This is a genomic window from Marinobacter vinifirmus (genome assembly GCF_002258215.1).
GTDB classification, from domain to species: domain Bacteria; phylum Pseudomonadota; class Gammaproteobacteria; order Pseudomonadales; family Oleiphilaceae; genus Marinobacter; species Marinobacter vinifirmus.
Window position 1 is genome coordinate 122,442 of record NZ_NEFY01000001.1, and the last position, 21,275, is coordinate 143,716.

Consider the following 21,275-nt stretch of genomic DNA (forward strand, 5'->3'; position numbering starts at 1 on the left):
GTTGGCCCGGTTTCCCGATGTTTCTGGCGAGTGATTATACAATACCAGAGTAATTTAGTCAGGTATTAAATCGGTCGATCAGGGATTATACCTTAATCGGCCCTTAGGGCACTAAGGGCCGACCGAAGATGGCAGGTCAGTCGCGGGCAGGCAGGATGCGGGTCAGGTAGCTGAATTGCAGGGATTCAGGCAGGCCTTCCGGCTTGGGAATGCGCACAAAGTGGCCGCTGCCCGGTGCGTATTCCATGGCTTCGCCATTGCGGTTTTCCATGGCATTGGCACGGAACTGAAGGTTGCCGGCCGGGGTGATCAGTTCAAGCTGGTCGCCCGGTGCGAACTTGTTCTTCACGTCGATGGTGAGCCAGCGGTCATCGGCGTCGCTGATGGTGCCGACCACCTGCTGGGTGCCGAGGTACGAGGAGCCCTGTTCGTAGGTCTGGTATTCCTGGGGTACGTGGCGACGCAGGAAGCCTTCGGTGTAGCCCCGGTTAGATAGCGCTTCCAGTTCATCCATCATATGCATGTCGAAGGGCTTTCCGGCGAGGGCATCGTCGATGGCCTTGCGGTACACCTGGGTGGTGCGGGCCACGTAGTAGGTGCTCTTGGTGCGACCTTCGATTTTCAGGGAGTGCACGCCCATGTTCACCAGTTCCGCCACGTGCTGGATGGCACGCAGGTCCTTGGAGTTCATGATGTAGGTGCCGTGTTCGTCCTCGTAGGCGGGAATGAAGCCTCCGGGGCGGTTGGGCTCTTCCAGCAGGATTTCTTTGGGTTCGAAGGTTTCCACGCTGTCGGCAGAGGTGGCAATCAGGTCGCCGGTCTGGTCATGGCTGTGCTGCACCGGCTTGTAGTTCCAGCGGCAGGCGTTGGTGCAGGCGCCCTGGTTGGCGTCCCGGTGGTTCATGTAGCCAGACAGCAGGCAGCGGCCGGAGTAGGCCATGCACAGGGCGCCGTGCACGAACACTTCCAGTTCCATTTCCGGCACTTTCTCACGGATCTCGCGGATTTCATTCAGGGCCAGTTCCCGGGACAGGATCACCCGGTTGATGCCTTGGCGGCGCCAGAATTCCACGGTGGCCCAGTTTACGGCGTTGGCCTGCACCGACAGGTGGATGGGCTGGTCCGGCCAGTTTTCCCGTACCAGCATGATCAGCCCGGGGTCCGACATGATCAGGGCATCCGGCTTTTGCTCCAGCACCGGGGCAAGGTCTCTCAGGTAACTGCGCACCTTGTCGTTGTGGGGCGCAATGTTGGAGACCAGGTAGAACTGTTTACCCAGTTCGTGGGCCCTTTCAATACCTGCGCCCAGGGCTGCAACGTCTTTGAAACTGTTGTTCCTTACTCTCAGGGAGTACCTTGGCTGGCCGGCGTAAACGGCATCGGCACCGTAGGCAAAGGCGGTTTCCAGGTGTTCGGGGGTGCCGGCGGGAGCGAGCAGTTCCGGGAAAGTCATGGTGTCTCCGGGTTTTTTCAGGAAGTCGATGGCTGCAGGTGGGCTATTATGGAAAGGGTGCAGTTTTCCATAAACGGGTGGCTGTGCCATTGATCTCGCTCAAAGGTCTTATTGATCGGTTTCGGCTAACATGTGTACGCTGATGGCGTTTGCAGATTGGGCCAGCATGAAATGGCAGGAGGAACCAGTATGGCATCAGAGCCTGTAAGGCCTGAAAATTCAAAGCGTTCCCTGAGCATTCGGGTGAGTAAGCTGATCCGGGTTCAGTTGGAACGGGGAAAGGTAGGTGTTGAAACGGTGGCCGGGCAGTTGAATATGAGCCGCTACACCCTGCACAAAAAGTTGCGCGAAGAGGGACTGACGTTTGCAGCCTTGTTGGAGCAAGTGCGCCGAGAGCAGGCACTGACTTACATGAAGGATAAAACCAAGCCGCTGGTAGAAATCGCCGAACAGCTTGGTTTCTCGGAGCTGAGTGCATTCAGCCGGGCGTTCAAGCGCTGGATGGGCACTCCGCCGGCTGAATACCGCTCACTCAGGCTGTCCTGATCACACCTTCTTGAAAATCAGGGTGGCGTTGGTGCCGCCGAAGCCGAAGCTGTTGCTCATCACCAGGTCCATGTTCTGGTTGTCCATGCGTTCACGAACGATGGGGTAGCCTTCGGCACCTTCATCCAGGTTCTGGATGTTGGCAGACGGGGCAATAAAGCCTTCCCGTTGCATGATCAGGCTGTAGATTGCCTCATGCACGCCGGCGGCACCCAGGGCGTGGCCGCACAGGGGCTTGGTGGAACTCAGCGGTGGAATCTTGTCACCGAAGGTTTCCTTCAGGGCTTTCAGCTCGGTTACGTCGCCAGCCGGGGTGCTGGTGCCGTGGGTGTTGATGTAGCTGATTTCGCCGTCGATGTTGGCCATGGCCTGTTTCATGCAGCGAATGGCGCCTTCACCGCTCGGGGCAACCATGTCGGCGCCGTCAGATGTGGCACCGAAGCCGACCAGTTCGGCCAGGATGGTGGCACCGCGGGCTTCCGCGTGTTCCAGTGATTCCAGTACCAGCGTGCCGCCACCACCGGAGATCACGAAACCGTCACGGTCTGCATCGTAGGTGCGCGAGGCCTGTTCCGGCGTGTCGTTGTACTTGGTGGACAGTGCGCCCATGGCATCGAACATCAGGCTCAGGGTCCAGTGGATGTCTTCGCCACCGCCGGCCAGCATCACATCCTGGCGGCCCAGCGCGATCTGGTCAGCCGCGTGGCCGATACAGTGGGCACTGGTCGCGCAGGCAGAGGTAATGCCGTAGTTGATGCCGGTAATACCGAACGCCGTGGTGATGGACGCGTTGATGGCGCTGCCCATGGTGCGGGGAACCCGGTAAGGGCCTACCCGGCGAATGCCTTTGTCGCGATGGGTGTCGATCGCATCCAGCAGTTCCACGGTGGACGCGCCACCGGTGCCGAATACGGCGCCCGTGGTGTTGGCACGCAGCTGCTCGTCGGTCAGGCCTGCCTGCTCGATGGCTTCTTTTGCTGCCAGGTAGCAGTAGCCTGCTGCCGGGCTCATAAAGCGCCAGATCTTACGGTCGATCAGCTCGGACAGGTTCAGGTCGATCTTGCCTGCTACGTGGCTGCGCAAGCCGTTGTCCCGGGCTTCCTCGCTGAAGGCAATGCCTGAGCGGGATTCACGAAGGGACTGGGCGACTTCTTTCTGGTTGTTGCCAAGGCTGGAGACAATCCCCATGCCGGTAATAACTACGCGACGCATCGTTCTAACTCCTAAAAGTCATCTGTAGAGGTGAACAGGCCAACCCGAAGGTCCTTGGCGGTATAGATTTCCCGCCCGTCCACTTCCATGCGGGCATCCGCAATGGCCATGGTCAGCTTGCGGCGGATGAGCCGCTTGATATCCAGGTAATAGGTTACCTTTTTGTTGTCAGGCAGAACCTGACCAAAGAATTTCACTTCGCCGGCACCCAGTGCCCGGCCCTTGCCTTCGCCACCGCTCCAGGCCAGGAAGAAACCGACCAGCTGCCACATGGCGTCGAGGCCCAGACAGCCCGGCATTACCGGATCGCTTTCGAAGTGAACCTTGAAGAACCAGAGGTCCGGGTTGATGTCCAGTTCTGCCACCAGACTGCCCTTACCGTAAAGGCCGTCATCGGCGCCCACGTGGGTAATGCGGTCGACCATCAGCATTTCGTCGATGGGCAGGCGCATGGCGCCAGGGAATAATTCGCCATGGCCACAGCGGATCAGGTCTTCTTTGTCAAAGTGATCAGGGTACATGTTGCCAGTATCTCTATTGCAAAATGATGTACTGATACTTTAGCGCCTGATTCAGAAACGGCTATTGACCTTTAGTGGATGATTGCCGCAAACACCCCGTTTTTGTGCCTGAAACCCTGCTCCTGGCGTTGATGCTCATCAAGGTACCCGGGCGCGGCCCTTGCTACCGTGTCGGACTATTCAAATCTGTGCGGTTGGCGGTTCGGAAGGAGGTGTTATGTCCGCAGAACACGAGGTGATCACAGGCTCCCTGGCACTGCAGGACGGGCGCGTAACGGCCCGGCTGGAGCGGGTGACGGATCATTCGCCGGAGCTGGTCTGGAAGATGCTGACGGATTCTGTACACCTGGCCAGCTGGCTGGCGCCGGGTACGCTGGACGCCCGCACCGGTGGCCGGGTTCAGCTGGATTTCGGTAACAGTGGCACGCCCATTGATTGTCGGATATCGGCCTGTGAGCCGCACCGCTTGCTGGTGTATTCCTGGAGTGCCGGCGATGATCCGGAGCGGCCGTTGCGGTGGGAACTGGTGCCGGAAGGCGATGGCACCCGGTTGTCGCTGACCCTGTTGCTACCAGACGATCACCTGGTGCCGATTGCCTGTGCCGGCTGGGATGCACACCTGGAAATGCTGATGGCAGCGCTGGAGGGGATCAGTATTCACTTTCCTGCAGGCCGCTTCCGTGCCGCCCGCAGTTACTTTGAAAAGTGCCTCAAGGAGAAGCTGGCGGCCTGAGCCGCTCAGCCTTCCCGACCGTCTGCCCTGGGCCGTGCCAGTACCCCGGCATAGCGCACCAGGAACAGTCCGTAGGCGATCATCCATAACAGGGTGCTGGTGCCAATGCCCGGGTGCCACGGGATGATGCTCAATGCGGTGAGCACCCGGATAACCGCCGCCAGCTGAATGGCGACGAACGCCAGCACCATTCCCTTCGGAAGCTTCAGCGGCCGGCCGGTATGGCCAAGGGATACCCGGGCAATCACGCCCAGGATCAGGCAACCGACAGCACCTGCGCCTGCTGCGTGGCTCCAGGCGTTGGAGGGCCAGTCTGCAACCAGCGAGCCTGCCAGCAGCAACAGCGCGACCGGTACCCAGAGAATAGACAGGTGCAGTATCCACAGCAGTGGCTCGGAGCGCGCCAGCCAGCCTTTCCAGTTATACAGGCGAACCAGCATCAGCGCGGCGGCAACCACGGCGATTACGGCCGCCAGGGTTTTCCAGCCGGTTACCAGGGATGCCATCAGCAGGATCATCGAAAACAGGGCGGCCATGTCCAGCCCCGGAATCATTTTCACCGCCTCGGCGTTGCCACCGCGCTGGCGCAGCCAACCGGCAGTGAAGGCCGGCGTGATGCGGCCGCCGATGATGCTGATCAGCGCCAGGGCCATAATCAGCGCGCCGTAGCTAAAGGACATATCCAGCCGGGTAACGAAACCGATCTGCATCAGCCACAGCAGGCCTAGCACGACCATAATCATGGCCTGGCGCTTCTGGCGCGCATGCCATACTCGCCATCCGGCATCAATCATCACCAGTGGCAGAAAAGCCAGGTTAACGCCCTGAACTATCCAGTCGGGCAGGTTTCCACCCAGGGCTAGCAGCAGGCGACCGGCCAGCCAGACGCCCCAGAGCAGCGCCAGGGGAAGGCCGTGGGTGCGTTCTGTTTGCGTCCATACACAGACGGCGGTCAGCAGAAAGCCGGCAATGGCCGCCGACAAAAAACCGAACAGCATTTCATGCTGGTGCCAGAACAGGGCAGGCATGGCCAGTGGTAACTGCAGAACGCCGGTTACTTCCAGAACCCAGACCGGTATGGCCACAAGGGTCAGTACCGTCATGGACAGGAAGAAAATCCGGAACGGATAGGAAAATAACTGGCTGACGCTGGCGGGTGCCTGGTCAGCGGAGGTGGGTATGGCCTGCATGGAGATCTCCCAAATACATATATTTCAGGTATATGTTAAATCTGCGTGCCTGTATTAACCATACCTGCTTGGGGGTAGTTTGCGTACAATGGCCGCAAATCTCTTGTAACCGAAGGAACTTCCATGTCGTACACGATCCTGAAGCACCTGCACATGACCACAGCCTACCTTACTATCACGCTCTTTGCGCTGCGGTTGCTGCTGGATGCGGTAGGCCGGCCGGGCTGGCGCCAGACACCGCTGCGGTTCATTCCCCACATCAATGACACCATTTTGCTGGTGGCGGCGATTTCCCTGCTGTTTGTGGCGGGTTATGCCTCGGCCATGCCGGGCTGGCTGATTGCCAAGATCGTACTGCTGTTTGGCTACATTATTGCTGGTGTGTTTGCCCTGAAAGCCACGCTGGGCAAGCCGGCCCGCATCACCGGTGCCGTACTTGCCCTGGTCCAGGTCAGCGCCATCTTCCACCTGGCCATGGCCAAACCGTTCTGAATCAGCGTTTCTCGCTGACCTGCTTCGTCAGTTCCTTCAGCTGTTCCTGGACAGCCTGGAGCTGACGGGCAATTTCATCCCGTTCGTCGTGGGCTTTCTGGGCCTGCTTGGCGTTCTGTTCCTCGCTCATCACCTCCAGAATCGCCCCGATCATCATGTTCAGGAATACAAAGGCGGTCAGGAAGATAAACGTCAGGTAGTAGATCCAGCTCAGGGGATAGGCTTCCATGGTGGCGTACATCACGTCGGTCCAGTCCTCGAAGGTGGCGACCCGGAACAGGGTGAGCATCGAGATGGCCACATCGCCCCAGAGTTCTTCGTCCACACTGGCAAAGAACATTGAGCCCATGGCGGCATAGATGTAAAAGATGATGAACATCAGCAGGGCGATGTAGCCCATGCGCGGAATGGCTTTGAGCAGGGAATTGATCAGAAAGCGCAGTTCCGGCACTACGGACACCAGTCGCAGCACCCGGAAGACCCGCAGCAAACGGCCCAGAAGCACCGCCTCGGAGTTGTCCAGCGGGATCAGGCTGCCGATCACTACCAGGGTGTCGAACAGGTTCCAGCCGTCCATCAGGAACCGGCGCTTGACCGGGCAGGCGGCGAAGCGAAACAGGATTTCCACCAGGAAGAACAGCGTGATGGCGTTGTCCAGAACGGTCAGGGTCTGTTCAACCAGCGGCGGGAGTTCGTAGGTTTTTGCGCCGATGGTCAGGGCCGAGAGAATGATGATGGCAATCACAACGCCCTGAAACACCTTGCTCGATTCAATGCGCTTCAGTTGATCAAAACTACTCGTGGGAGTTATGTCCACAGACATCGTTCAGGCTCCGGATTAGGTTGGCGCGGCAATTCTAATCATCCGGAGCAGCGGGTGGTAGCTCTGTGACGGCGGTTTAATCCACCAGCTGAACAATCAGCTGCCATTCGTCCTCGCTCACCGGCATCACAGAGAGCCGGTTACCCTTGCGCACCAGCGGCAACTGCTCAAGCCCCGTGAGGTTCTTCAGGCGATCCAGGCTGATCAGTTTTGGCAGCTTGCGAACAAACTGCATGTCTACAGCCTGCCAGCGGGGATTGTCCGGAGTACTTTTCGGGTCATGGTAGGGCGAGCTGGCGTCAAACTGCTTCGGGTCCGGATAGGCGCTGCGGGTAACCCTCACGATACCAGCAATGCCGATGTGTTTGCAGCTGGAGTGGTAGATGAACACTTCATCCCCTTCGGTCATTTCCCGCAGAAAGTTCCGGGCCTGGTAATTGCGTACGCCGTCCCAGGGAATCGCTGTGCCGGGGGCGCGGGCAAAGTCATCAATACTGCATTCGGAAGGTTCGGTCTTTACCAGCCATTTAGCCATTGTTGGCCTTTCCTTTCTGGGTGAACGCGGAGTACAGGTGCAGTAGTTGAGCGAGCAGGCCTAGATAGGCCAGGCTCCAGGCGCCGGCCGCCAGCCAGAGCAAGCCGGGCTGGCTGAAAGGCAACGGGCCTGCCAGGTATCGGCCTACGCCGGCGAGGGCAATCAGAACGGCAATAACCAGAACCTGCCATGCAGGCGGGAAGCGCCGGCAGGCCCGCTGCCAGGCCAGGCGCAACATCACACTGCAAGACAGGGTGCCCAGTGCCCCAACCGCAATCAGGTGCAGGGCAGGCAGCAGGGCGTGGCCGGTAGCCAGGTGCACGCCGGTAACCGCTGCCCCGGCGGCCAGCCAGAGATAACCGATGGCCAGCACCAGCAGGTCCGGGCGGTCGGTACAGTGCCAGAGCTTCCAGCGGGCCACCCGAACGATAATCAGCAGGCTCGCGGCCAGCAACAGCAGGCCAGCCAGTATTTCCGTAGCGGTAAACAGAATGCACACCATGGCGAGGGGCAGAATCGCCAGTAACCAACCTTCAATTAACGGCTGAACCCGGGCTTCCAGCGGTATGCCTTTCTTCTCCAGGGTGCCGGCCACCGCCGGCGCGATGATGCGCCCGCCCATAAACGTCATCAGCAACAGCAGGCCGATGATGGCGGTGTGCAGAAGAATTCGGGTATCAGGGAAGGGAAGGCCGGCGCGCACCAGGAAGTAGGCCAGGGCCATCAGGCAGAGCACCAGGATTAGCGGGCCGGCGACCTTGTTGCGCCACTTCTTGGCGGCCTGGAAACGGGGCACCACGTACCGTGCCAGCAACAGCGCAAAGGCCGGGCTTAACAGCTGGCTAACCAGCCAGTCCGGTGCCAGCAGCCAGCTGACACGGGCCGCAAGCCAGAGCCCGAACAGGGGCCCGAGTATCCGCCAGGGCTGGGGGCCAAGGGTGTAGCCGGCAATCAATGCCAGGGCAAAGCCGAAAACCAGTTCGTGGCCATGGCCTGCGCCAATCAGCCCCGGCGGCCAGCCGGTGCCAGACAATACGGCGAACAGGGACAGGGGAACAACCAGGGCAGCCCATAAGGCGGCAGCGGGAAAGAACAGCCAGAATGCGTGCAGGGGCTTGCCAGCCACGTTGAACAGACCTCGGTATGGGTTCTGGTTGGAAGGCGCCGCAGGTTACCGGGGCCAGAACCGGAGTTTATACCGTGTAGGGCAGCACACCAAAATAGATGGCGCTGAAATGGCAGGCGCTGCCGCCGATCACGAACAGATGCCAGACCGCATGCATGTAGGGAATGCGATCCGCCAGGTAGAACGCCACGCCGGCGGTATACACAATGCCGCCGGCAATGGTCAGGTGCAGCGCGGTTTCGCTGAGGCTGGCGACCAGGTCAGACGAGGCAAAGGTAATCAGCCAGCCCATGGCAACGTAGATGCCCACCCGCGCCAGCTTGAAGCGGTTCTTGAAGATGACTTTCAGTACCACACCGGTCAGGGCCAGCGACCAGATCACCGCAAACAGCGTCCATCCGGTGGTGCCGCGCATATTCACCAGCAGGAAAGGTGTGTAGGTGCCGGCGATCAGCAGGAAAATGGCACAGTGGTCCAGTGTCTTGAAAAGGGATTTCAGCTCCGGGCGGCGAGCACCGTGGTACAGCGCAGAGGCCATGTACAGCAGGATCAGTGACGCACCGAATACGCTGAAGCTGACAATCTTCCAGGTGTCTCCCATCTGGCTTGCACCGGCAATCAGGGCAATGGTTCCGATAACACTCAGAATGGCGCCAAGGCCGTGGGTTGCGCTGTTGATCCACTCTTCTACCCGCAGGTGAATAGATGGCAACGAATCGTCTGGGTGGTTCATGCTTGCTGTCATCCGCGCTGGCCTGTGTTCGCTAAAAGTATAATACAGTTCAGCGTACATGTGTACGCAACTGTTTGCCATGACCATCCTGTGACCATGTTCAGAAAAACTGAACGATCTGCCGGAAATCTTCCGTTTTCGTCTTTTGCGTCGGACAGTTACGCTGGCACCAAGTTTGAAACAACCAAGGGGATTGTTCCGATGGCAAAAGTTCTTGTTCTTTACTATTCCATGTACGGCCATATCGAAACCATGGCAAACACCATTGCCGAAGGCGCCAAGGGCGTTGAGGGTGCCGATGTAGTGGTCAAGCGAGTGCCGGAAACCATGGCCGACCAGGCGTTCCTGAGCGCTGGTGGCAAGGCCGAGCAAGATGCTCCGGTAGCCAGCCCGGCTGAACTGGCAGACTACGATGCGATTATCTTTGGTACGCCCACACGGTTTGGCAACATGGCGGGCCAGATGCGTACTTTCCTCGACCAGACCGGTGGCCTGTGGGCTGAGGGCAAGCTGCACGGGAAAGTGGGTAGCGTGTTCACTTCAACCGGAACAGGCGGCGGTCAGGAGCAGACCATTACCTCATTCTGGACCACCCTGGCCCATCACGGCATGGTGCTGGTACCTCTGGGCTATGGAATTCCGGAGTTCTTTGATATCTCTGAAGTGAATGGCGGCACGCCTTACGGCGCCTCGACCATCGCCGGCGGTGACGGTTCCCGCCAGCCCAGTGAGAAAGAATTGGCCATTGCCCGCTTCCAGGGCAAGCATGTTGCAGAACTGGCAGTGAAGCTGCACGGCTGATTTCGAAGTAGCAAGCGTTGACTCAGGTTTGGGCGGCGGGCTGAAAAGTCCGCCGCCTTTTTTATGCCCGCCTGCCGGCTTTCGTACTGGCAGCCTTTAACCGTGAATAAGTGGCGGGCACCACACCCAGCCAGGAGGCCAGCTGATTGTCCGGCACCCGCTTGACCAGTTCCGGGTACTCATCGAGCAGCAGTTGGTAGCGCTCCTTGGCCGGCATGGTGTGTTTGCGGTATTCCCGCATGCTGGTCAGCTCCGCAATCTCCTCGGTCAGCACCAGTGCGAACTTATGCCAAAGCCCGTCGCCATGGTTCTGGATCGCCGAACGGAACGCGCTGAAATCCGCCACCCAGACTGTGGCCGGCAGCACGCTGGTCAGGCACAGGGTATTACGCACCGTTCTGCTGCGCCCGAATACCGGCCAGATCAGGTCGCCTTCGGTAAAGAAATGATGAATCGCGACCTTGCCAGCAGATGATTCCCGAAACAGGCGCAGAACGCCATACTGGATCAGGTACACGTTAGCCCACGGCCGGTCGTGTTTTTCCAGGGGTGTTTCTGCGTCTATTCTGCGCTGATGGAACAGGCGAGCGATATCGCTCAGAAACCGGGCTTCCGGGCTGTTCTGCTTTTCGTTCAGGCAAATGCCAAAGGCGCGGCTCAGGCCGTTCAGCAGGGCAACTTCGGCGGGTGCCGCGTCGTGGTGAATAATGTCCGGGTGGTCTTCACCCAGCAGGCAGGGTGCGGATGCCATCGGTGGTCGGAAACTGCTGTTCATAACAAACCTTCGCTGCATTGGCGTAGGTCAATTATGCTACCAAAAAAACAAACATCTGAAATGACTTAAATGATTAAAGATATTTGACTTAGTCGATAACGATTACTCGGTGCCGGAGGGCGGCTTGTGGGGGGATGCCTCCTGAAACTGTGCGGAGCCATGGATGGCGGAGTCCAAGCGACACAGGGATGTGCCGCAAGGAGCGTGTTTCAGGAGGCATCCCCCCACAAGCTGCGCCTGCTCCAATGCTGCAGGCTACTTGTTGTCGGTGCGGGGCAAAGAGGCAAGGCAGTTCAGTGACTGGTCCCTTCCTCGTAATTGATCTTGTTCCAGACGTTGTACTTACCGGAAGGCTTGTTCATCGGAATGCGCTTTTCCTCTTCCAGCGTATCCGCGTCGTAAACAATGATCGCACCGTCGTCGTCCCAGATGCTCAGCAGCAGCTTCTCGCCGTGGCGATCAAACTCCACATGGGCGGCTACCTTACCCGGCTCAGGCTGCAGGGTCTTGACGATCTCCAGGGTCTGCTTGTCGATGATGTGCACCTTGTCGGCGTTGGGGCCGAAAAACACGTCTGCCCAAGCGTAGCGGGAATTCTCGTGGCTGCGCATAAAGAACCCCGGGCCCTCGGTTTCCAGGGTCTTGATCACTTCCCAGGTGTCCATGTCGATGATGGAAATGGCACCGGCCCGGAAGTGCGGGGTAGCCATCACCCGGCGGCCTTCGTATTCCCAGGTAATGCCGGAGCCCAGATGGGGCATGCCGGGCAGCGGCAGTTCTGCGGTGGTTTTGCCGGTATCCAGGTCGATCACCACGCCGTGCTTGCCATCGCGGGCTGCGCCGATCAGGTGCTGATAGCCCGGGTCGAAGAAGAAGTCGTCCAGCAGGGTGTCGGTGGTCATCCGGCGCAGTTTTGCTTTCTGATTCTCGACGGTGATTTCCCAGGCTTCGGGGATGTCTTTCAATGCCGCGATGAAGCTGCTTCTGGGTGGTGCGGTATACACGGCGCTCACCCGGGAGCTTTCGCCGGCATCGTTCTCAACCGGGATGAAATCAAGCATTTCCAGGTTGGCGGCGTCGAACAGCACCATGGAGTGGGGCAGGTAGTTGGCGGCCAGCACGTAGTTGCCATCGGCAGACACGGCAATGTTACGCATGTTGATGCCGGCGCGAACCTCAGCCACCACCTTCAGGTTGTAGATGTCGTACTTGGTAATCCAGCCATCCCGGGAGCCGAAGTACACGTAGCGGCCGTCCGGGCTGTACTTGGGGCCGCCGTGCAGGGCAAAGCGGCTGGGGAACCGGTGGATGGGCTCCATCTTGTCGCCATCCAGCAGGGTGACGTGGTGGTCGCCGATTTCTACCACCAGGAACAGGTTCATCATGTCCGCTTCGAACGCCGGTTCATCCGGCAGGGAGCCAGCGGCGTGGCTGACTTCCTGGCTGTTGCGGATTTCGGCCTCGCCCCACTTCAGTTCGTGACTCGGAGGCTGATAGATGAAGTCGGTCAGGGCGGCGATCTGCTGGTCGTTCAGGATGTCTTTGTAGCCCGCCATCTGGGTGGCTGGGCGGCCTTCGCGGATGACCTTTTCGGCCTCGGCTTTCTTCAGTCGCCCGAGGTTTTCCGGCAGCAGGGCGGGGCCCATACCGCCAAGGCGGTCGGGGCCGTGGCAGGCGGCGCATTGCTGCAGGTACAGGGTGTCTGTTCCGGTTTCGCCGGATTCACTGGCCAGCAAAGGGGTGGCCATCACGCTGCCGGCCAGTAACAGGGTGGAGATAATCTTTGTTCGGGCTTGGGTCAGGTTCACCTGCAACAGCTCCCGGTTGGTCAGTCAGGTTTCGGTTCAGGCCGGCCGGCGGCCGGCGGTGGCAGCAGCCGGGCCGGACAAGGCACTGTTCCAGCCAGCCTGCGCCGGGCGGGCCAGGGTGTCGGCCAGTTGCACCACTTCACCCACAATGATCAGTGTGGGCGGCTGGAAATCTTCCCGTTCAATGGTGTCGACCAGGTCTTTCAGGGTGGTGACAGTCATGTGCTGCAGCGGTGTGGTACCGCGTTCCACGAGTGCCACCGGGCAATTCTCGGACAGGCCATGGGCGGTCAGCTGCTCGACGATGGTCGGGGCGTTGTGCAGGCCCATGTAGAATACCCGGGTTTGACCTGGCGCGGCCAGCACCTGCCAGTTCAGCTCCAGGGCCTGGTCGCCCTTGCGGTGGCCGGTTACGAAGGTCACGCTCTGGGAGTAGTCCCGGTGCGTCAGGGGGATGCCGCAGTAGGCAGAGCAACCGGCGGCGGAGGTAATCCCCGGCACCACCTGGAAGTCGATGTCGTTCTCTACCAGGAATTCGGCTTCTTCACCGCCACGGCCGAAGATGTACGGATCGCCGCCTTTCAGGCGCACAACCCGGCGTTGTTGTACGGCCAGTTTCACCAGCAGTTCGTTGGTCTCATCCTGGGGCACATAGTGGCAACCGCTGGCCTTGCCCACGTGAATGCGCTCGGCCCTGGGGTTCACCAGTTCCATAATCTGTGGCGATACCAGGCGGTCGTAGACAATGGCATCGGCCTGCTGGATCAGCATCAGGGCCCGTAGGGTCAGCAGGCCCGGGTCGCCGGGGCCTGCGCCCACGATGGCCACTTCGCCCGGCCGTAAGGGTTGCTCCGCCAGCTGGAACTCCACCAGGCACTTCTTGCTTTGGTTAGTTGTCATGGCGTGCGTCCTTACAGGTTGTTGACCGGGATTTCGATAGCGGCGGCGGCCACTCTGCGCGGTGTGCTTTCCACCACGCCGATTTCCTCGTTGGTGAGGTAGCAGCCGGGGTCTTCTTCCCAGAAGTCGCCAGACACGTTGTAGGCCCGCACCCGGGTGTTGCCGTTACAGATGTTCAGGTATTTGCAGTCCGCGCAGCGGCCTTTCACCGGGCGCGGATGCTGGCGGAAGCCCTGCATCAGCGGGTCGGTGGTTTCAGACCATATCTTCGAGAACGGGGTCTGCCGCACGTTGCCCAGGTTGTGATCCCACCAGAAGGTGTCCGGGTGTACCACGCCCAGGTTGTCGATGTTGGAAATGTTCACGCCGGAGGAGTTACCGCCCCAGTTGGTCAGCCGCTGGGTGAGGGCATCTGCCTGGTCCGGGTAGTGTTCCTTGGCCCACTCGATCAGGAAGGGGCCGTCGGCGTCGTTGTTACCGGTGACGTATTCCCGCTCGATGCCGCGCTTGAGTTCGTCGTGGCAGTGGTTGAACAGCAGGTTCATGGCGTCGCGGGTCATGTCGTACCAGGCGTCGCGCTTCTTGTTGCGGCCGCCGCGGCCGGAGTAGTTCAGGTGCGACAGGTAGAACTTGTCGATCTGGTGCTCGTCCAGCATCTCCAGCATGGCCGGCAGTTCCGGGTAGTTGTCCTGGGTCAGGGTGAAGCGCAGGCCCACCTTGATGCCGGCCTGTTTGCACAGGGCCACGGCGTGCATGGATTCCCGGAAGGCGCCTTTTTTCTGGCGGAATTCGTCGTGGGTGGCCTCCAGGCCGTCAATGCTGATACCCACGTAGTCGTAGCCAACCGCGGCAATCTTGTCGATGTTTTCTTCGGTGATCAGGGTGCCGTTGGTAGACAGGCCAACGTAAAAGCCCATTTCCTTGGCCCGGTGGGAAATCTCGTAAATGTCCGGGCGCATCAGCGGCTCACCGCCAGACAGGATCAGTACCGGCACTCCGTAGGCTTTGAGGTCGTCCATCACGGTGTAGACTTCTTCAGTGCTCAGCTCGCCCTTGAAGTCGATATCGGCAGAGATCGAGTAGCAGTGTTTGCAGGTCAGGTTACAGCGGCGGATGAGGTTCCAGATCACCACCGGGCCACTGGGCTTGGGCACCGGGCGGACGGGTGTCGGGTTCATCAGGGTTTTGATGTAGCGGGTCATGCGAAACATAAAATTCTCTCTCTCATCGGGAGTGGCCTGGTTGCCTCTCCGGGCTGGCCTTTACCGGCTCTCTGCCCTTGTACTATCCCCCCGTGGGCGCTGGGTATCCATACCTTTGATGGAGTACTTCGAGGGGTAGTCCCTATGGCTTATCTGCCTGTTTTCTCAGCCGCAATCCGGTTTTTTTGAGGATGGCAGAGCTGTACAGGATGGTGTGGCCGGAGCAGGTGTCGCCCAGCAGTTCACGAATCTGTGCGGCCTTGTGCTCCACCTCTTCACGACTGGTGCCGTGCACCATGGCAAACAGGTTGAAGCTCCAGTAGGGCAGGTGCCGGGGGCGACGGTAGCAGTGGCTGACGAACGGCAGGTCACCAACTTGCTGGCCCATGGTGCTGATGGCGTCGTCAGAGACATCCCACACGGTCATGCCGTTGTAGCGATAGCCCAGCTTGTAGTGGTCGGGTACGGCAGCCACGCGGCGGATAACGCCGGTTTCCTGCATGTGTTGAAAGCGTGACAGCACTTCGTCTGCCGGCATGCCGAGCTGACGGCCCAGTTCGCCCCAGGGATCGGATACCAGTGGCAGGCCTTCCTGGGTGGCGAGGATCAGTTCCCGGTCCTGGTCGGTGAACCGGGCCTGCTCAGACTTCAAAGTGGAGGTTGACATGAAACTCCTGCTCCTTGGGCATGTTGTACACCGGGTAGCCGGTCAGCGCTTCAATGCGCCCGATGGTTTCGGCAATGCCTTCCGGGGTTTCTGTGGCCAGGACAAACCACATGTTCAGTTCGTGTTCCCGGCGGTAATTGTGGGCCACCTCTGCAAAGCTGTTTACCTGTTCGGTTACCCGGTCAAAGTCCTGCTCGGGAATGCGCATGGCGGCCAGGGTCAGGCCGCCTCCCATTTCACCGGCGTGGAACATGGGGCCGAAACGGGTCAGGGTGCGATTGGCCAGCAGGGCTTTCAGGGTATCCAGCAAGGTCTGCTCGCTGATGCCCAGTTCTTCGGCAACGTCCCGGTACGGGCTCGGGGTCAGCGGCAGGCCGTATTGCAGGCGGTTGATGATGGCTTTTTCAGTATCGGTAAAGGCAGGGGCTACGTCTGGTGACTCCCGGCGGGCAGCTGGCTCAGCTGTTACTGACATAGCGTCCTCCCCGTTGAAGATAGGCTTTGTTGCTGAACAGAACTGCGTGGGGAATCTGTTCAAGGTGGTGGCTGGCAATCATCTGGTCCAGCTGGCCCAGTACCCGCTCCCGGTTAACGCCGTGAATCATGCAGAACAGGTTGTAGGGCCAGTCGGGCAGTCTGCGGGGGCGCTGGTAGCACAGGGTTACAAAGGGTACGGCAGCCAGTGCGCGGCCAAGTTCGCTCACCTGCTCGTCGGGCACATCCCACACCACCATGGCGTTGGCCCTGTAACCCAGGGTGCGGTGCTTCACGATCAGGCCGGAACGCTTGATCAGGCCCTGATCCTGCCAGTGGCGGACGGCGTCCATAACCTGTTGCTCGGTCAGGCCGGTTTGTTCGGCCAGCGCCAGGTACGGGCGGGGTGTTAATGGCAGGCCTTCTTCCAGTTTCTGGCGGAGCCTCAGCAGGCCCCAGGCACTGAAGGCCTCGGTATCAAACAGATAGCTGCCGTTGTGGCGGTCCGGGTGTGGCGCTGGGTGGTTCATGGTAGTGCGTCCCAGTCGATGTCGAAGCCCAGGTCAATATGGTAACCCTCAACCATGGGCAGCCGGAGTATGGGCAACTTCAGTTGATGTTCCAGCTCGTCCAGCCGCTCATCCAGGGTGTCTTCATCCGGGGCGGTCATCACGAACCAGAGATTGTATAGGTGCTCCCGCGCGTAATTATGGTTTACGCCGGGAGCGCTGTTGATCCGTGCGGCCACCAGGTCGATCTGCTCGACCGGCGCCGCCACGGCAGCCAGCAGGCTTGCGCCCGCCTGGCTGTGTTCAAACACCGGGCCAACCCGGCTGAGTACCTGTTGTTGCTGGAGCACCGCCAGCCGGCTGATCACTTCGTCCTCGGAAATGCCCAGTGTGTCGGCCATCTCGCGGTAAGGGCGCTCACATACCGGCAGGTTGCGCTGGTAGTGGTTGATCAGTTGTTGGTCGACGGTGTCCAGTCTCATCAGGTTATCTCCTCCGGGCCAGGGGCCGGATCAGTACACGTCGTGCTGGGTGTTGTAAGTGTTGAACTTACCGGTCGGGGTAACCATGTAGTCGCCCTTGATGACCTTCTTCAGCTCACGTGTCTTGTCGTCAACCACAACAATGGCGGAATTCTTGTCTGAAGTGTTCCACACAGAGAACCAGACTTCGTCACCCGCTTTGTTGTATTCCGGCTGGACCACACGCTTGGGGCCTTCGCCCAGGTCAGCCCACTCGGCAATCGGCAGCACTTCGTAGCCGGCATCAAAGTTGTTGATGTCGAAGACGGCAATGCTCTGGCTCACAGCTTCAGCCGGGTTCAGGGCGGTGTCTACCCACAGGTTGGTGGACTTCGGATGGGTCTTCACGAACAGTGAACCGCCACCCTGGCCATCAACCGTGCGAACCACTTTCCAGGCCTTGTCCGGATGACCTTCCGGGTCGGTACCGATCATCTGGATGGTTTGGTCACCCAGGTGAGAGGTTGCCCACACAGGACCATGCTCGGGGTCTACAAAGTTGGCACCACGGCCCGGGTGCGGGATTTTGCCAACTTCAACCATGGCTTCCAGGTTACGGTCCTGGGCATCAACAACAGCAATCTTGTTGGAGTTGTTGGCGGCGGTCAGGAAGTAACGCATGCTGGCATCCCAGCCACCATCGTGCAGGTACTCAGCCGCATCGATGGTGGTGATGTTCATGTTGTCCAGGTCTTCGTAGTTGGCCAGCAGGATCTTGCCGGTCTCTTTGACGTTGACGATGAACTCCGGATGCGCGTGGGACGCCACAATGGCGGCAACACGCGGCTCAGGATGGTATTCCTGGTTGCTCACGGTCATGCCACGGGTGCTCACGATTTTCTTCGGCTCCAGGGTGTCGCCGTCCATGATCACGAACTGGGGCGGCCAGTAGGTGCCGGCAATGGCGTACTTGTCTTCCCAGCCTTTGTACTTGGAGGTCTCGACAGAACGCGCTTCCATACCAACCTTGATCTTGGCTACGGTTTGCGGCTCTTCCATCCACAGGTCGATCATGTTGATCAGGGCGTCACGGCCGATAACCATCACGTAACGGCCAGAGGCAGACATCCGGGAGATGTGCACCGCGTAGCCGGTTTCGATGATCTTCACGACTTCCTTGGAATCGCCGTCAATCAGGGCAATCTTACCGGCGTCACGCAGGGTAACGCTGAAGATGTTTTCCAGGTCCAGGTCGTTCATCTGTTTCTTCGGACGGTCTTCCGGAGCAACAAGCACTTCCCAGGTGTTCTTCATGTCAGCCAGGCTGAACTCGGGAGGCTGTGGCGGCTCGTGCATGATGTACTTGGCCATCAGTTCCACGGTTTCTTCGTCGAAGTCACCAGAGGTCAGCCAGTTCGGCATACCGGCCGGGGAGCCGTAGCTGATAAAGGCCTTCAGGTAGTCGATGCCACGCTCCTGGGTAATATCCGGGGTCAGCGGCTTACCGGTGGCGCCTTTACGCAGTACACCGTGACAGCCGGCGCAGCGCTGGAAGTAGATTTCCTTGGCCTGTTCGAACTCGGCGTCGGTCAGGTCAGGGGCGCCGGGGGTGCGGACGACTCGTGCGGAACCGGCATCAACGGCACTGGGGGTGCCTTCGTATGCCATGGTTGCGTCATCGCCATTCTTGGGGGCAGCCTGCGCAGTCATCACGCCCATGGACGTAATGGCCACCGCGAAGGCCAGTGGCTTGATCATCATATCGGTTACTCTCATCAGGTTCTCTCCTTGGGATTCAAGAGTACGTCCTAGGGTTCTCTTGTTGGGCTTCTCAGACATTGATATATGTCAGATAAATACAGGTAATCAAGAGAGTACCTCCCCATGGGTAGATGGCGTATAACCAAAGATCACTGGATACCGCAGGAGAATTTAATCAATATCAATGCCATGGAAATACTGGAATTGCAGCATGTGCTGAAGCTTCCCGGAGACCCGCAATGAAAACGACCGGTCAGGCCTGCTCCTGGCACTCATTGGTACTGGCGACGGCGCTGGCGATCACCTCCGTTCAGGCCCTGGCCGGCGCGCCCGAAAGCGAGGCCGAGCTGAAGAACTTCGTCATCCAGGATTGTGGCTCCTGCCACGGTCTGAAACTCAAAGGCGGGTTGGGACCACCCCTGCGGCCAGCAGACATTGAAGCCCTGCCGGAAGCTGCGATTTCCGCCATCATCCGGGAAGGCGTGCCGGGCACAGCCATGCCGCCCTGGAAAGCCTTGCTGACCGACCAGCAAATTGCCTGGATCAGCCAGCAGCTCAAATCCGGCGCCTTGATTGCTCCCGAATCCGATTCCCCTCGAAGCCGATAACTGAAGGACCCACGATGAAACGTCTGTTTGCACCGATTGCACTGACCATCGCCGCTACCCTGACTGCCGGCTGCCAGAGCTTGTCTGCGCCGGAGCCGGTTGAACTGCGCGGCACGGGTGACCTGGGCCTGATCATCGAGCGGGCAACCGGCTCGGTATTGGTGGTTGATCACTCCGAATATGAAATCCTGGGCCGGGTAGAAGGCCTGGGCGATTTGTCCCACGCCTCCGTGGTGTACTCGCGGGATGCCCGCTACGGCTACGTGTTTGGCCGTGACGGTGGGCTCACCAAGGTCGACCTGCTCACTCGCACGGTGACTGATCGCGTTATCCAGTCCGGTAACAGCATTGGCGGAGCCATCTCCCAGGATGGCCGTTACGTGGCGGTGTCCAACTACGAGCCCGGCGGGGTAAATATTTTCGACAGTGAAACCCTGGATACCGTGGTGGAAATTCCCGCGTTCTACACCAATGCCGAGGGTGAGCAGGATCAGTCCAAGACCGTGGGCCTGGTAGACGCCCCGGGCAACCAGTTTGTCTTCAGCCTGTTCGAGGCCGGTGAAATCTGGACCGTGGATATGCACAGCAATCCGCCGGGTGTGACCCGCCATGAGGCCGGCAAAGAACCCTACGACGCCCTGATCACACCCGACGGCCGCTTCTATATTGCCGGCCTGTTCGGGGAAGACGGCTTGTCGATGATGGATCTGTGGGAGCCGGAGCATGGCGCGCAGACCATCCTGCCGGATTACGGTAAGGGCGAGCAGCGCTTGCCGGTCTACAAGATGCCGCACCTGGAAGGCTGGGCCATCGCCGATGCCTACGCGTTTGTGCCGGCAGTCGGTCGCCACGAGGTACTGGTCGCCGATATGGAAGACTGGAGCATGGTGCAGCGCATTCCGGTACAGGGCCAGCCGGTGTTTGTCATGGCCAGCCCGGACAACCGCCAGATCTGGGTCAGCTTTGCGCACCCGAAGAACGACGTGGTTCAGGTGATTGATTCCCGCACCCGGGAAATCATCCGTACCCTGGAGCCGGGCAAGTCCGTGTTGCACATGGAATTCACCCCTCGCGGTGAGGAAGTGTGGGTATCTTCCCGGGACAGCGACCGGGTGACCATCTACAACACCCGCACACTGGAAGAAGTCGCTACCCTGCCGGCGCAAAAGCCGTCGGGCATCTTCTTCACCAACCGGGCACATCAGCTGGGCTTGTGACGTGAGGGTTACCGCCGGCGGTTGGCTGTTCGTGCTTTGCACCAGTGCCGTCAGCGCCGGCCAGTTTTCCGGACCGGTGCGGCTTGAAGTACACACTGAAGCCAGGTCTGTCACCGTCGCCAGTTACCGGCTGCAGCGTTATCTCGACACACAGAACTGCACGGCAGAACTGGTGTTCAATCAAGCCGGTGACGGTGACCTGGTGTACCGGCAGGATGGCCTGGCAGACAGGCTCAAGCTCCGGGCCGTCAACGCCGATGGCAAGGATCCGGTTCCGGTCTGGGTAACCCGGAAAACCGCCGGTGTGAGAACACTGGGGGAGCTGGAAGGGCGGGACGTATCCCTGGTAGCAGGAACCGACCCGCTCTCCGGGCGGCTTGCACTGAAGGCCCTGGCTGCCGAGGGCGTAACGCCGAAACGGGGCCAGCGTTACGAAGCCGGTGATTTCAGCTCTGCCCTGGGATTGTTGCTGCACAACAACACCCATGCGGCGGTCTCGGAACTCGGGCTGGTCACGCCTTTCCTGGAATCCCAGGGTCTGGCCATTACCTGGCAGGGAGAACCCGTTTCAGGTGCTGGCTGGTATGCCGGCACCGACACCACGAACCCCGGATTGCAGCCGTGCCTGAAAGCACTGCTTGAACTGAAACGCAGCGACGATCGCCAGATATTCAATCTTTTCCCGGAATGGGTGCACGGCTTTGCCCCACCCGATTCCCTGCAATAAA

At 59.7% G+C, this 21,275-nt stretch carries 24 protein-coding genes; 7 read left to right on the plus strand and 17 right to left on the minus strand.

The features are described from left to right. Positions 1-136 precede the first annotated feature (136 nt). The gene (trhP, locus tag B9Q17_RS00535) at positions 137-1,453 is read right to left on the minus strand and encodes a prephenate-dependent tRNA uridine(34) hydroxylase TrhP (RefSeq protein WP_094623681.1); all 1,317 of its coding nucleotides are present in this window, start codon (positions 1,451-1,453) and stop codon (positions 137-139) included. Positions 1,454-1,642: 189 nt separating this feature from the next. Between trhP and B9Q17_RS00540 the strand changes: the two genes are divergently transcribed. After that, on the plus strand, positions 1,643-1,999 hold the full coding sequence (locus B9Q17_RS00540; RefSeq protein ID WP_022989295.1) for a helix-turn-helix transcriptional regulator: 357 nt from the start codon (positions 1,643-1,645) through the stop codon (positions 1,997-1,999). On the opposite strand, the gene fabB is transcribed toward B9Q17_RS00540, so the two are convergent. Next, on the minus strand, positions 2,000-3,211 hold the full coding sequence (gene fabB, locus B9Q17_RS00545) for a beta-ketoacyl-ACP synthase I (RefSeq protein ID WP_058341733.1): 1,212 nt from the start codon (positions 3,209-3,211) through the stop codon (positions 2,000-2,002). It lies immediately after the preceding gene. Positions 3,212-3,222: 11 nt separating this feature from the next. Then, complete coding sequence (fabA, locus tag B9Q17_RS00550; protein WP_094623682.1) at positions 3,223-3,732, minus strand: bifunctional 3-hydroxydecanoyl-ACP dehydratase/trans-2-decenoyl-ACP isomerase; 510 nt, start codon at positions 3,730-3,732, stop codon at positions 3,223-3,225. 217 nt (positions 3,733-3,949) lie between these two features. Here fabA and B9Q17_RS00555 point away from each other — a divergent pair, with 217 nt between their 5' ends. Further along, positions 3,950-4,465: an SRPBCC family protein gene (locus tag B9Q17_RS00555; protein WP_094623683.1), complete on the plus strand. Its 516-nt coding sequence runs from the start codon at positions 3,950-3,952 to the stop codon at positions 4,463-4,465. Positions 4,466-4,470: 5 nt separating this feature from the next. Here the strand turns inward: B9Q17_RS00555 and B9Q17_RS00560 are convergent, their stop codons facing one another. Further along, a complete protein-coding gene (locus B9Q17_RS00560) occupies positions 4,471-5,655 on the minus strand; it encodes an NnrS family protein (protein WP_094623684.1) in 1,185 nt (394 codons plus the stop codon). Positions 5,656-5,778: 123 nt separating this feature from the next. Here B9Q17_RS00560 and B9Q17_RS00565 point away from each other — a divergent pair, with 123 nt between their 5' ends. After that, the gene (locus B9Q17_RS00565; protein WP_094623685.1) at positions 5,779-6,147 is read left to right on the plus strand and encodes a SirB2 family protein; all 369 of its coding nucleotides are present in this window, start codon (positions 5,779-5,781) and stop codon (positions 6,145-6,147) included. A gap of 1 nt (position 6,148) precedes the next feature. Here B9Q17_RS00565 and B9Q17_RS00570 read toward each other — a convergent pair whose 3' ends face one another. The 4 genes from B9Q17_RS00570 to trhA form a co-directional block, all read right to left on the minus strand. After that, entirely contained in the window at positions 6,149-6,970 is an 822-nt protein-coding gene (locus tag B9Q17_RS00570; protein ID WP_094623686.1) for an ion transporter, read from the minus strand. Between the two features lie 76 nt (positions 6,971-7,046). After that, on the minus strand, positions 7,047-7,505 hold the full coding sequence (locus B9Q17_RS00575; protein ID WP_094623687.1) for an EVE domain-containing protein: 459 nt from the start codon (positions 7,503-7,505) through the stop codon (positions 7,047-7,049). After that, positions 7,498-8,631 carry an NnrS family protein gene (locus B9Q17_RS00580; protein WP_244177270.1) on the minus strand — a complete coding sequence of 378 codons (1,134 nt, stop codon included), beginning with the start codon at positions 8,629-8,631 and terminating at the stop codon, positions 7,498-7,500. The genes B9Q17_RS00575 and B9Q17_RS00580 overlap by 8 nt, the downstream gene beginning before the upstream one ends. 67 nt (positions 8,632-8,698) lie before the next feature. Continuing rightward, a complete protein-coding gene (gene trhA / locus B9Q17_RS00585) occupies positions 8,699-9,364 on the minus strand; it encodes a PAQR family membrane homeostasis protein TrhA (RefSeq protein WP_094623956.1) in 666 nt (221 codons plus the stop codon). Between the two features lie 201 nt (positions 9,365-9,565). On the opposite strand from trhA, the gene wrbA reads away from it, so the two are divergent. Continuing rightward, entirely contained in the window at positions 9,566-10,165 is a 600-nt protein-coding gene (gene wrbA / locus B9Q17_RS00590) for an NAD(P)H:quinone oxidoreductase (RefSeq protein WP_058341726.1), read from the plus strand. A gap of 61 nt (positions 10,166-10,226) precedes the next feature. Here wrbA and B9Q17_RS00595 read toward each other — a convergent pair whose 3' ends face one another. The 9 genes from B9Q17_RS00595 to B9Q17_RS00635 all read right to left on the minus strand — a co-directional run bounded on the left by B9Q17_RS00595 (position 10,227) and on the right by B9Q17_RS00635 (position 18,737). Next, positions 10,227-10,940: a Crp/Fnr family transcriptional regulator gene (locus B9Q17_RS00595; RefSeq protein WP_058341725.1), complete on the minus strand. Its 714-nt coding sequence runs from the start codon at positions 10,938-10,940 to the stop codon at positions 10,227-10,229. Between the two features lie 293 nt (positions 10,941-11,233). Then, positions 11,234-12,688: a cytochrome D1 domain-containing protein gene (locus tag B9Q17_RS00600; protein WP_208618744.1), complete on the minus strand. Its 1,455-nt coding sequence runs from the start codon at positions 12,686-12,688 to the stop codon at positions 11,234-11,236. A gap of 96 nt (positions 12,689-12,784) precedes the next feature. Beyond that, positions 12,785-13,648, minus strand: a complete 864-nt coding sequence (gene cobA, locus B9Q17_RS00605) for a uroporphyrinogen-III C-methyltransferase (RefSeq protein WP_094623688.1) — start codon at positions 13,646-13,648, stop codon at positions 12,785-12,787. 11 nt (positions 13,649-13,659) lie between these two features. After that, positions 13,660-14,859: a heme d1 biosynthesis radical SAM protein NirJ gene (gene nirJ / locus B9Q17_RS00610; protein WP_094623689.1), complete on the minus strand. Its 1,200-nt coding sequence runs from the start codon at positions 14,857-14,859 to the stop codon at positions 13,660-13,662. A 133-nt stretch (positions 14,860-14,992) separates the two neighbouring features. Further along, complete coding sequence (gene ahbB, locus B9Q17_RS00615; protein ID WP_094623690.1) at positions 14,993-15,517, minus strand: siroheme decarboxylase subunit beta; 525 nt, start codon at positions 15,515-15,517, stop codon at positions 14,993-14,995. Then, the gene (locus tag B9Q17_RS00620) at positions 15,492-15,992 is read right to left on the minus strand and encodes an Lrp/AsnC family transcriptional regulator (RefSeq protein ID WP_082641072.1); all 501 of its coding nucleotides are present in this window, start codon (positions 15,990-15,992) and stop codon (positions 15,492-15,494) included. Before B9Q17_RS00620 ends, ahbB (B9Q17_RS00615) begins: the two co-directional genes overlap by 26 nt. After that, positions 15,976-16,521 (minus strand): siroheme decarboxylase subunit beta, encoded by a 546-nt coding sequence (gene ahbB, locus B9Q17_RS00625; RefSeq protein ID WP_082641071.1) that lies wholly within the window; start codon positions 16,519-16,521, stop codon positions 15,976-15,978. Before ahbB (B9Q17_RS00625) ends, B9Q17_RS00620 begins: the two co-directional genes overlap by 17 nt. Beyond that, a complete protein-coding gene (locus tag B9Q17_RS00630) occupies positions 16,518-16,982 on the minus strand; it encodes an Lrp/AsnC family transcriptional regulator (protein ID WP_094623691.1) in 465 nt (154 codons plus the stop codon). Before B9Q17_RS00630 ends, ahbB (B9Q17_RS00625) begins: the two co-directional genes overlap by 4 nt. Positions 16,983-17,012: 30 nt before the next feature. After that, a complete protein-coding gene (locus B9Q17_RS00635; RefSeq protein WP_094623692.1) occupies positions 17,013-18,737 on the minus strand; it encodes a nitrite reductase in 1,725 nt (574 codons plus the stop codon). Positions 18,738-18,961: 224 nt separating this feature from the next. Here B9Q17_RS00635 and B9Q17_RS00640 point away from each other — a divergent pair, with 224 nt between their 5' ends. Genes B9Q17_RS00640 through B9Q17_RS00650 form a run of 3 tightly spaced genes read left to right on the plus strand, consistent with a single transcriptional unit; the run spans position 18,962 to position 21,274 of the window. After that, a complete protein-coding gene (locus B9Q17_RS00640) occupies positions 18,962-19,330 on the plus strand; it encodes a c-type cytochrome (RefSeq protein ID WP_094623693.1) in 369 nt (122 codons plus the stop codon). A gap of 14 nt (positions 19,331-19,344) precedes the next feature. After that, positions 19,345-20,547 carry a cytochrome D1 domain-containing protein gene (locus B9Q17_RS00645; protein WP_094623694.1) on the plus strand — a complete coding sequence of 401 codons (1,203 nt, stop codon included), beginning with the start codon at positions 19,345-19,347 and terminating at the stop codon, positions 20,545-20,547. Between the two features lies 1 nt (position 20,548). Further along, a complete protein-coding gene (locus B9Q17_RS00650; RefSeq protein WP_094623695.1) occupies positions 20,549-21,274 on the plus strand; it encodes a PhnD/SsuA/transferrin family substrate-binding protein in 726 nt (241 codons plus the stop codon). Position 21,275: the final 1 nt, after the last annotated feature.

Bases quoted from the DNA above. Each gene is read 5' to 3' on its own strand.
- trhP (WP_094623681.1), bottom strand. From the start codon at position 1,453: ATGACTTTCCCGGAACTGCTCGCTCCCGCCGGCACCCCCGAACACCTG.
- B9Q17_RS00540 (WP_022989295.1), top strand. From the start codon at position 1,643: ATGGCATCAGAGCCTGTAAGGCCTGAAAATTCAAAGCGTTCCCTGAGC.
- fabB (WP_058341733.1), bottom strand. From the start codon at position 3,211: ATGCGTCGCGTAGTTATTACCGGCATGGGGATTGTCTCCAGCCTTGGC.
- fabA (WP_094623682.1), bottom strand. From the start codon at position 3,732: ATGTACCCTGATCACTTTGACAAAGAAGACCTGATCCGCTGTGGCCAT.
- B9Q17_RS00555 (WP_094623683.1), top strand. From the start codon at position 3,950: ATGTCCGCAGAACACGAGGTGATCACAGGCTCCCTGGCACTGCAGGAC.
- B9Q17_RS00560 (WP_094623684.1), bottom strand. From the start codon at position 5,655: ATGCAGGCCATACCCACCTCCGCTGACCAGGCACCCGCCAGCGTCAGC.
- B9Q17_RS00565 (WP_094623685.1), top strand. From the start codon at position 5,779: ATGTCGTACACGATCCTGAAGCACCTGCACATGACCACAGCCTACCTT.
- B9Q17_RS00570 (WP_094623686.1), bottom strand. From the start codon at position 6,970: ATGTCTGTGGACATAACTCCCACGAGTAGTTTTGATCAACTGAAGCGC.
- B9Q17_RS00575 (WP_094623687.1), bottom strand. From the start codon at position 7,505: ATGGCTAAATGGCTGGTAAAGACCGAACCTTCCGAATGCAGTATTGAT.
- trhA (WP_094623956.1), bottom strand. From the start codon at position 9,364: ATGAACCACCCAGACGATTCGTTGCCATCTATTCACCTGCGGGTAGAA.
- wrbA (WP_058341726.1), top strand. From the start codon at position 9,566: ATGGCAAAAGTTCTTGTTCTTTACTATTCCATGTACGGCCATATCGAA.
- B9Q17_RS00595 (WP_058341725.1), bottom strand. From the start codon at position 10,940: ATGAACAGCAGTTTCCGACCACCGATGGCATCCGCACCCTGCCTGCTG.
- B9Q17_RS00600 (WP_208618744.1), bottom strand. From the start codon at position 12,688: ATGGCCACCCCTTTGCTGGCCAGTGAATCCGGCGAAACCGGAACAGAC.
- cobA (WP_094623688.1), bottom strand. From the start codon at position 13,648: ATGACAACTAACCAAAGCAAGAAGTGCCTGGTGGAGTTCCAGCTGGCG.
- nirJ (WP_094623689.1), bottom strand. From the start codon at position 14,859: ATGTTTCGCATGACCCGCTACATCAAAACCCTGATGAACCCGACACCC.
- ahbB (WP_094623690.1), bottom strand. From the start codon at position 15,517: ATGTCAACCTCCACTTTGAAGTCTGAGCAGGCCCGGTTCACCGACCAG.
- B9Q17_RS00620 (WP_082641072.1), bottom strand. From the start codon at position 15,992: ATGTCAGTAACAGCTGAGCCAGCTGCCCGCCGGGAGTCACCAGACGTA.
- ahbB (WP_082641071.1), bottom strand. From the start codon at position 16,521: ATGAACCACCCAGCGCCACACCCGGACCGCCACAACGGCAGCTATCTG.
- B9Q17_RS00630 (WP_094623691.1), bottom strand. From the start codon at position 16,982: ATGAGACTGGACACCGTCGACCAACAACTGATCAACCACTACCAGCGC.
- B9Q17_RS00635 (WP_094623692.1), bottom strand. From the start codon at position 18,737: ATGAGAGTAACCGATATGATGATCAAGCCACTGGCCTTCGCGGTGGCC.
- B9Q17_RS00640 (WP_094623693.1), top strand. From the start codon at position 18,962: ATGAAAACGACCGGTCAGGCCTGCTCCTGGCACTCATTGGTACTGGCG.
- B9Q17_RS00645 (WP_094623694.1), top strand. From the start codon at position 19,345: ATGAAACGTCTGTTTGCACCGATTGCACTGACCATCGCCGCTACCCTG.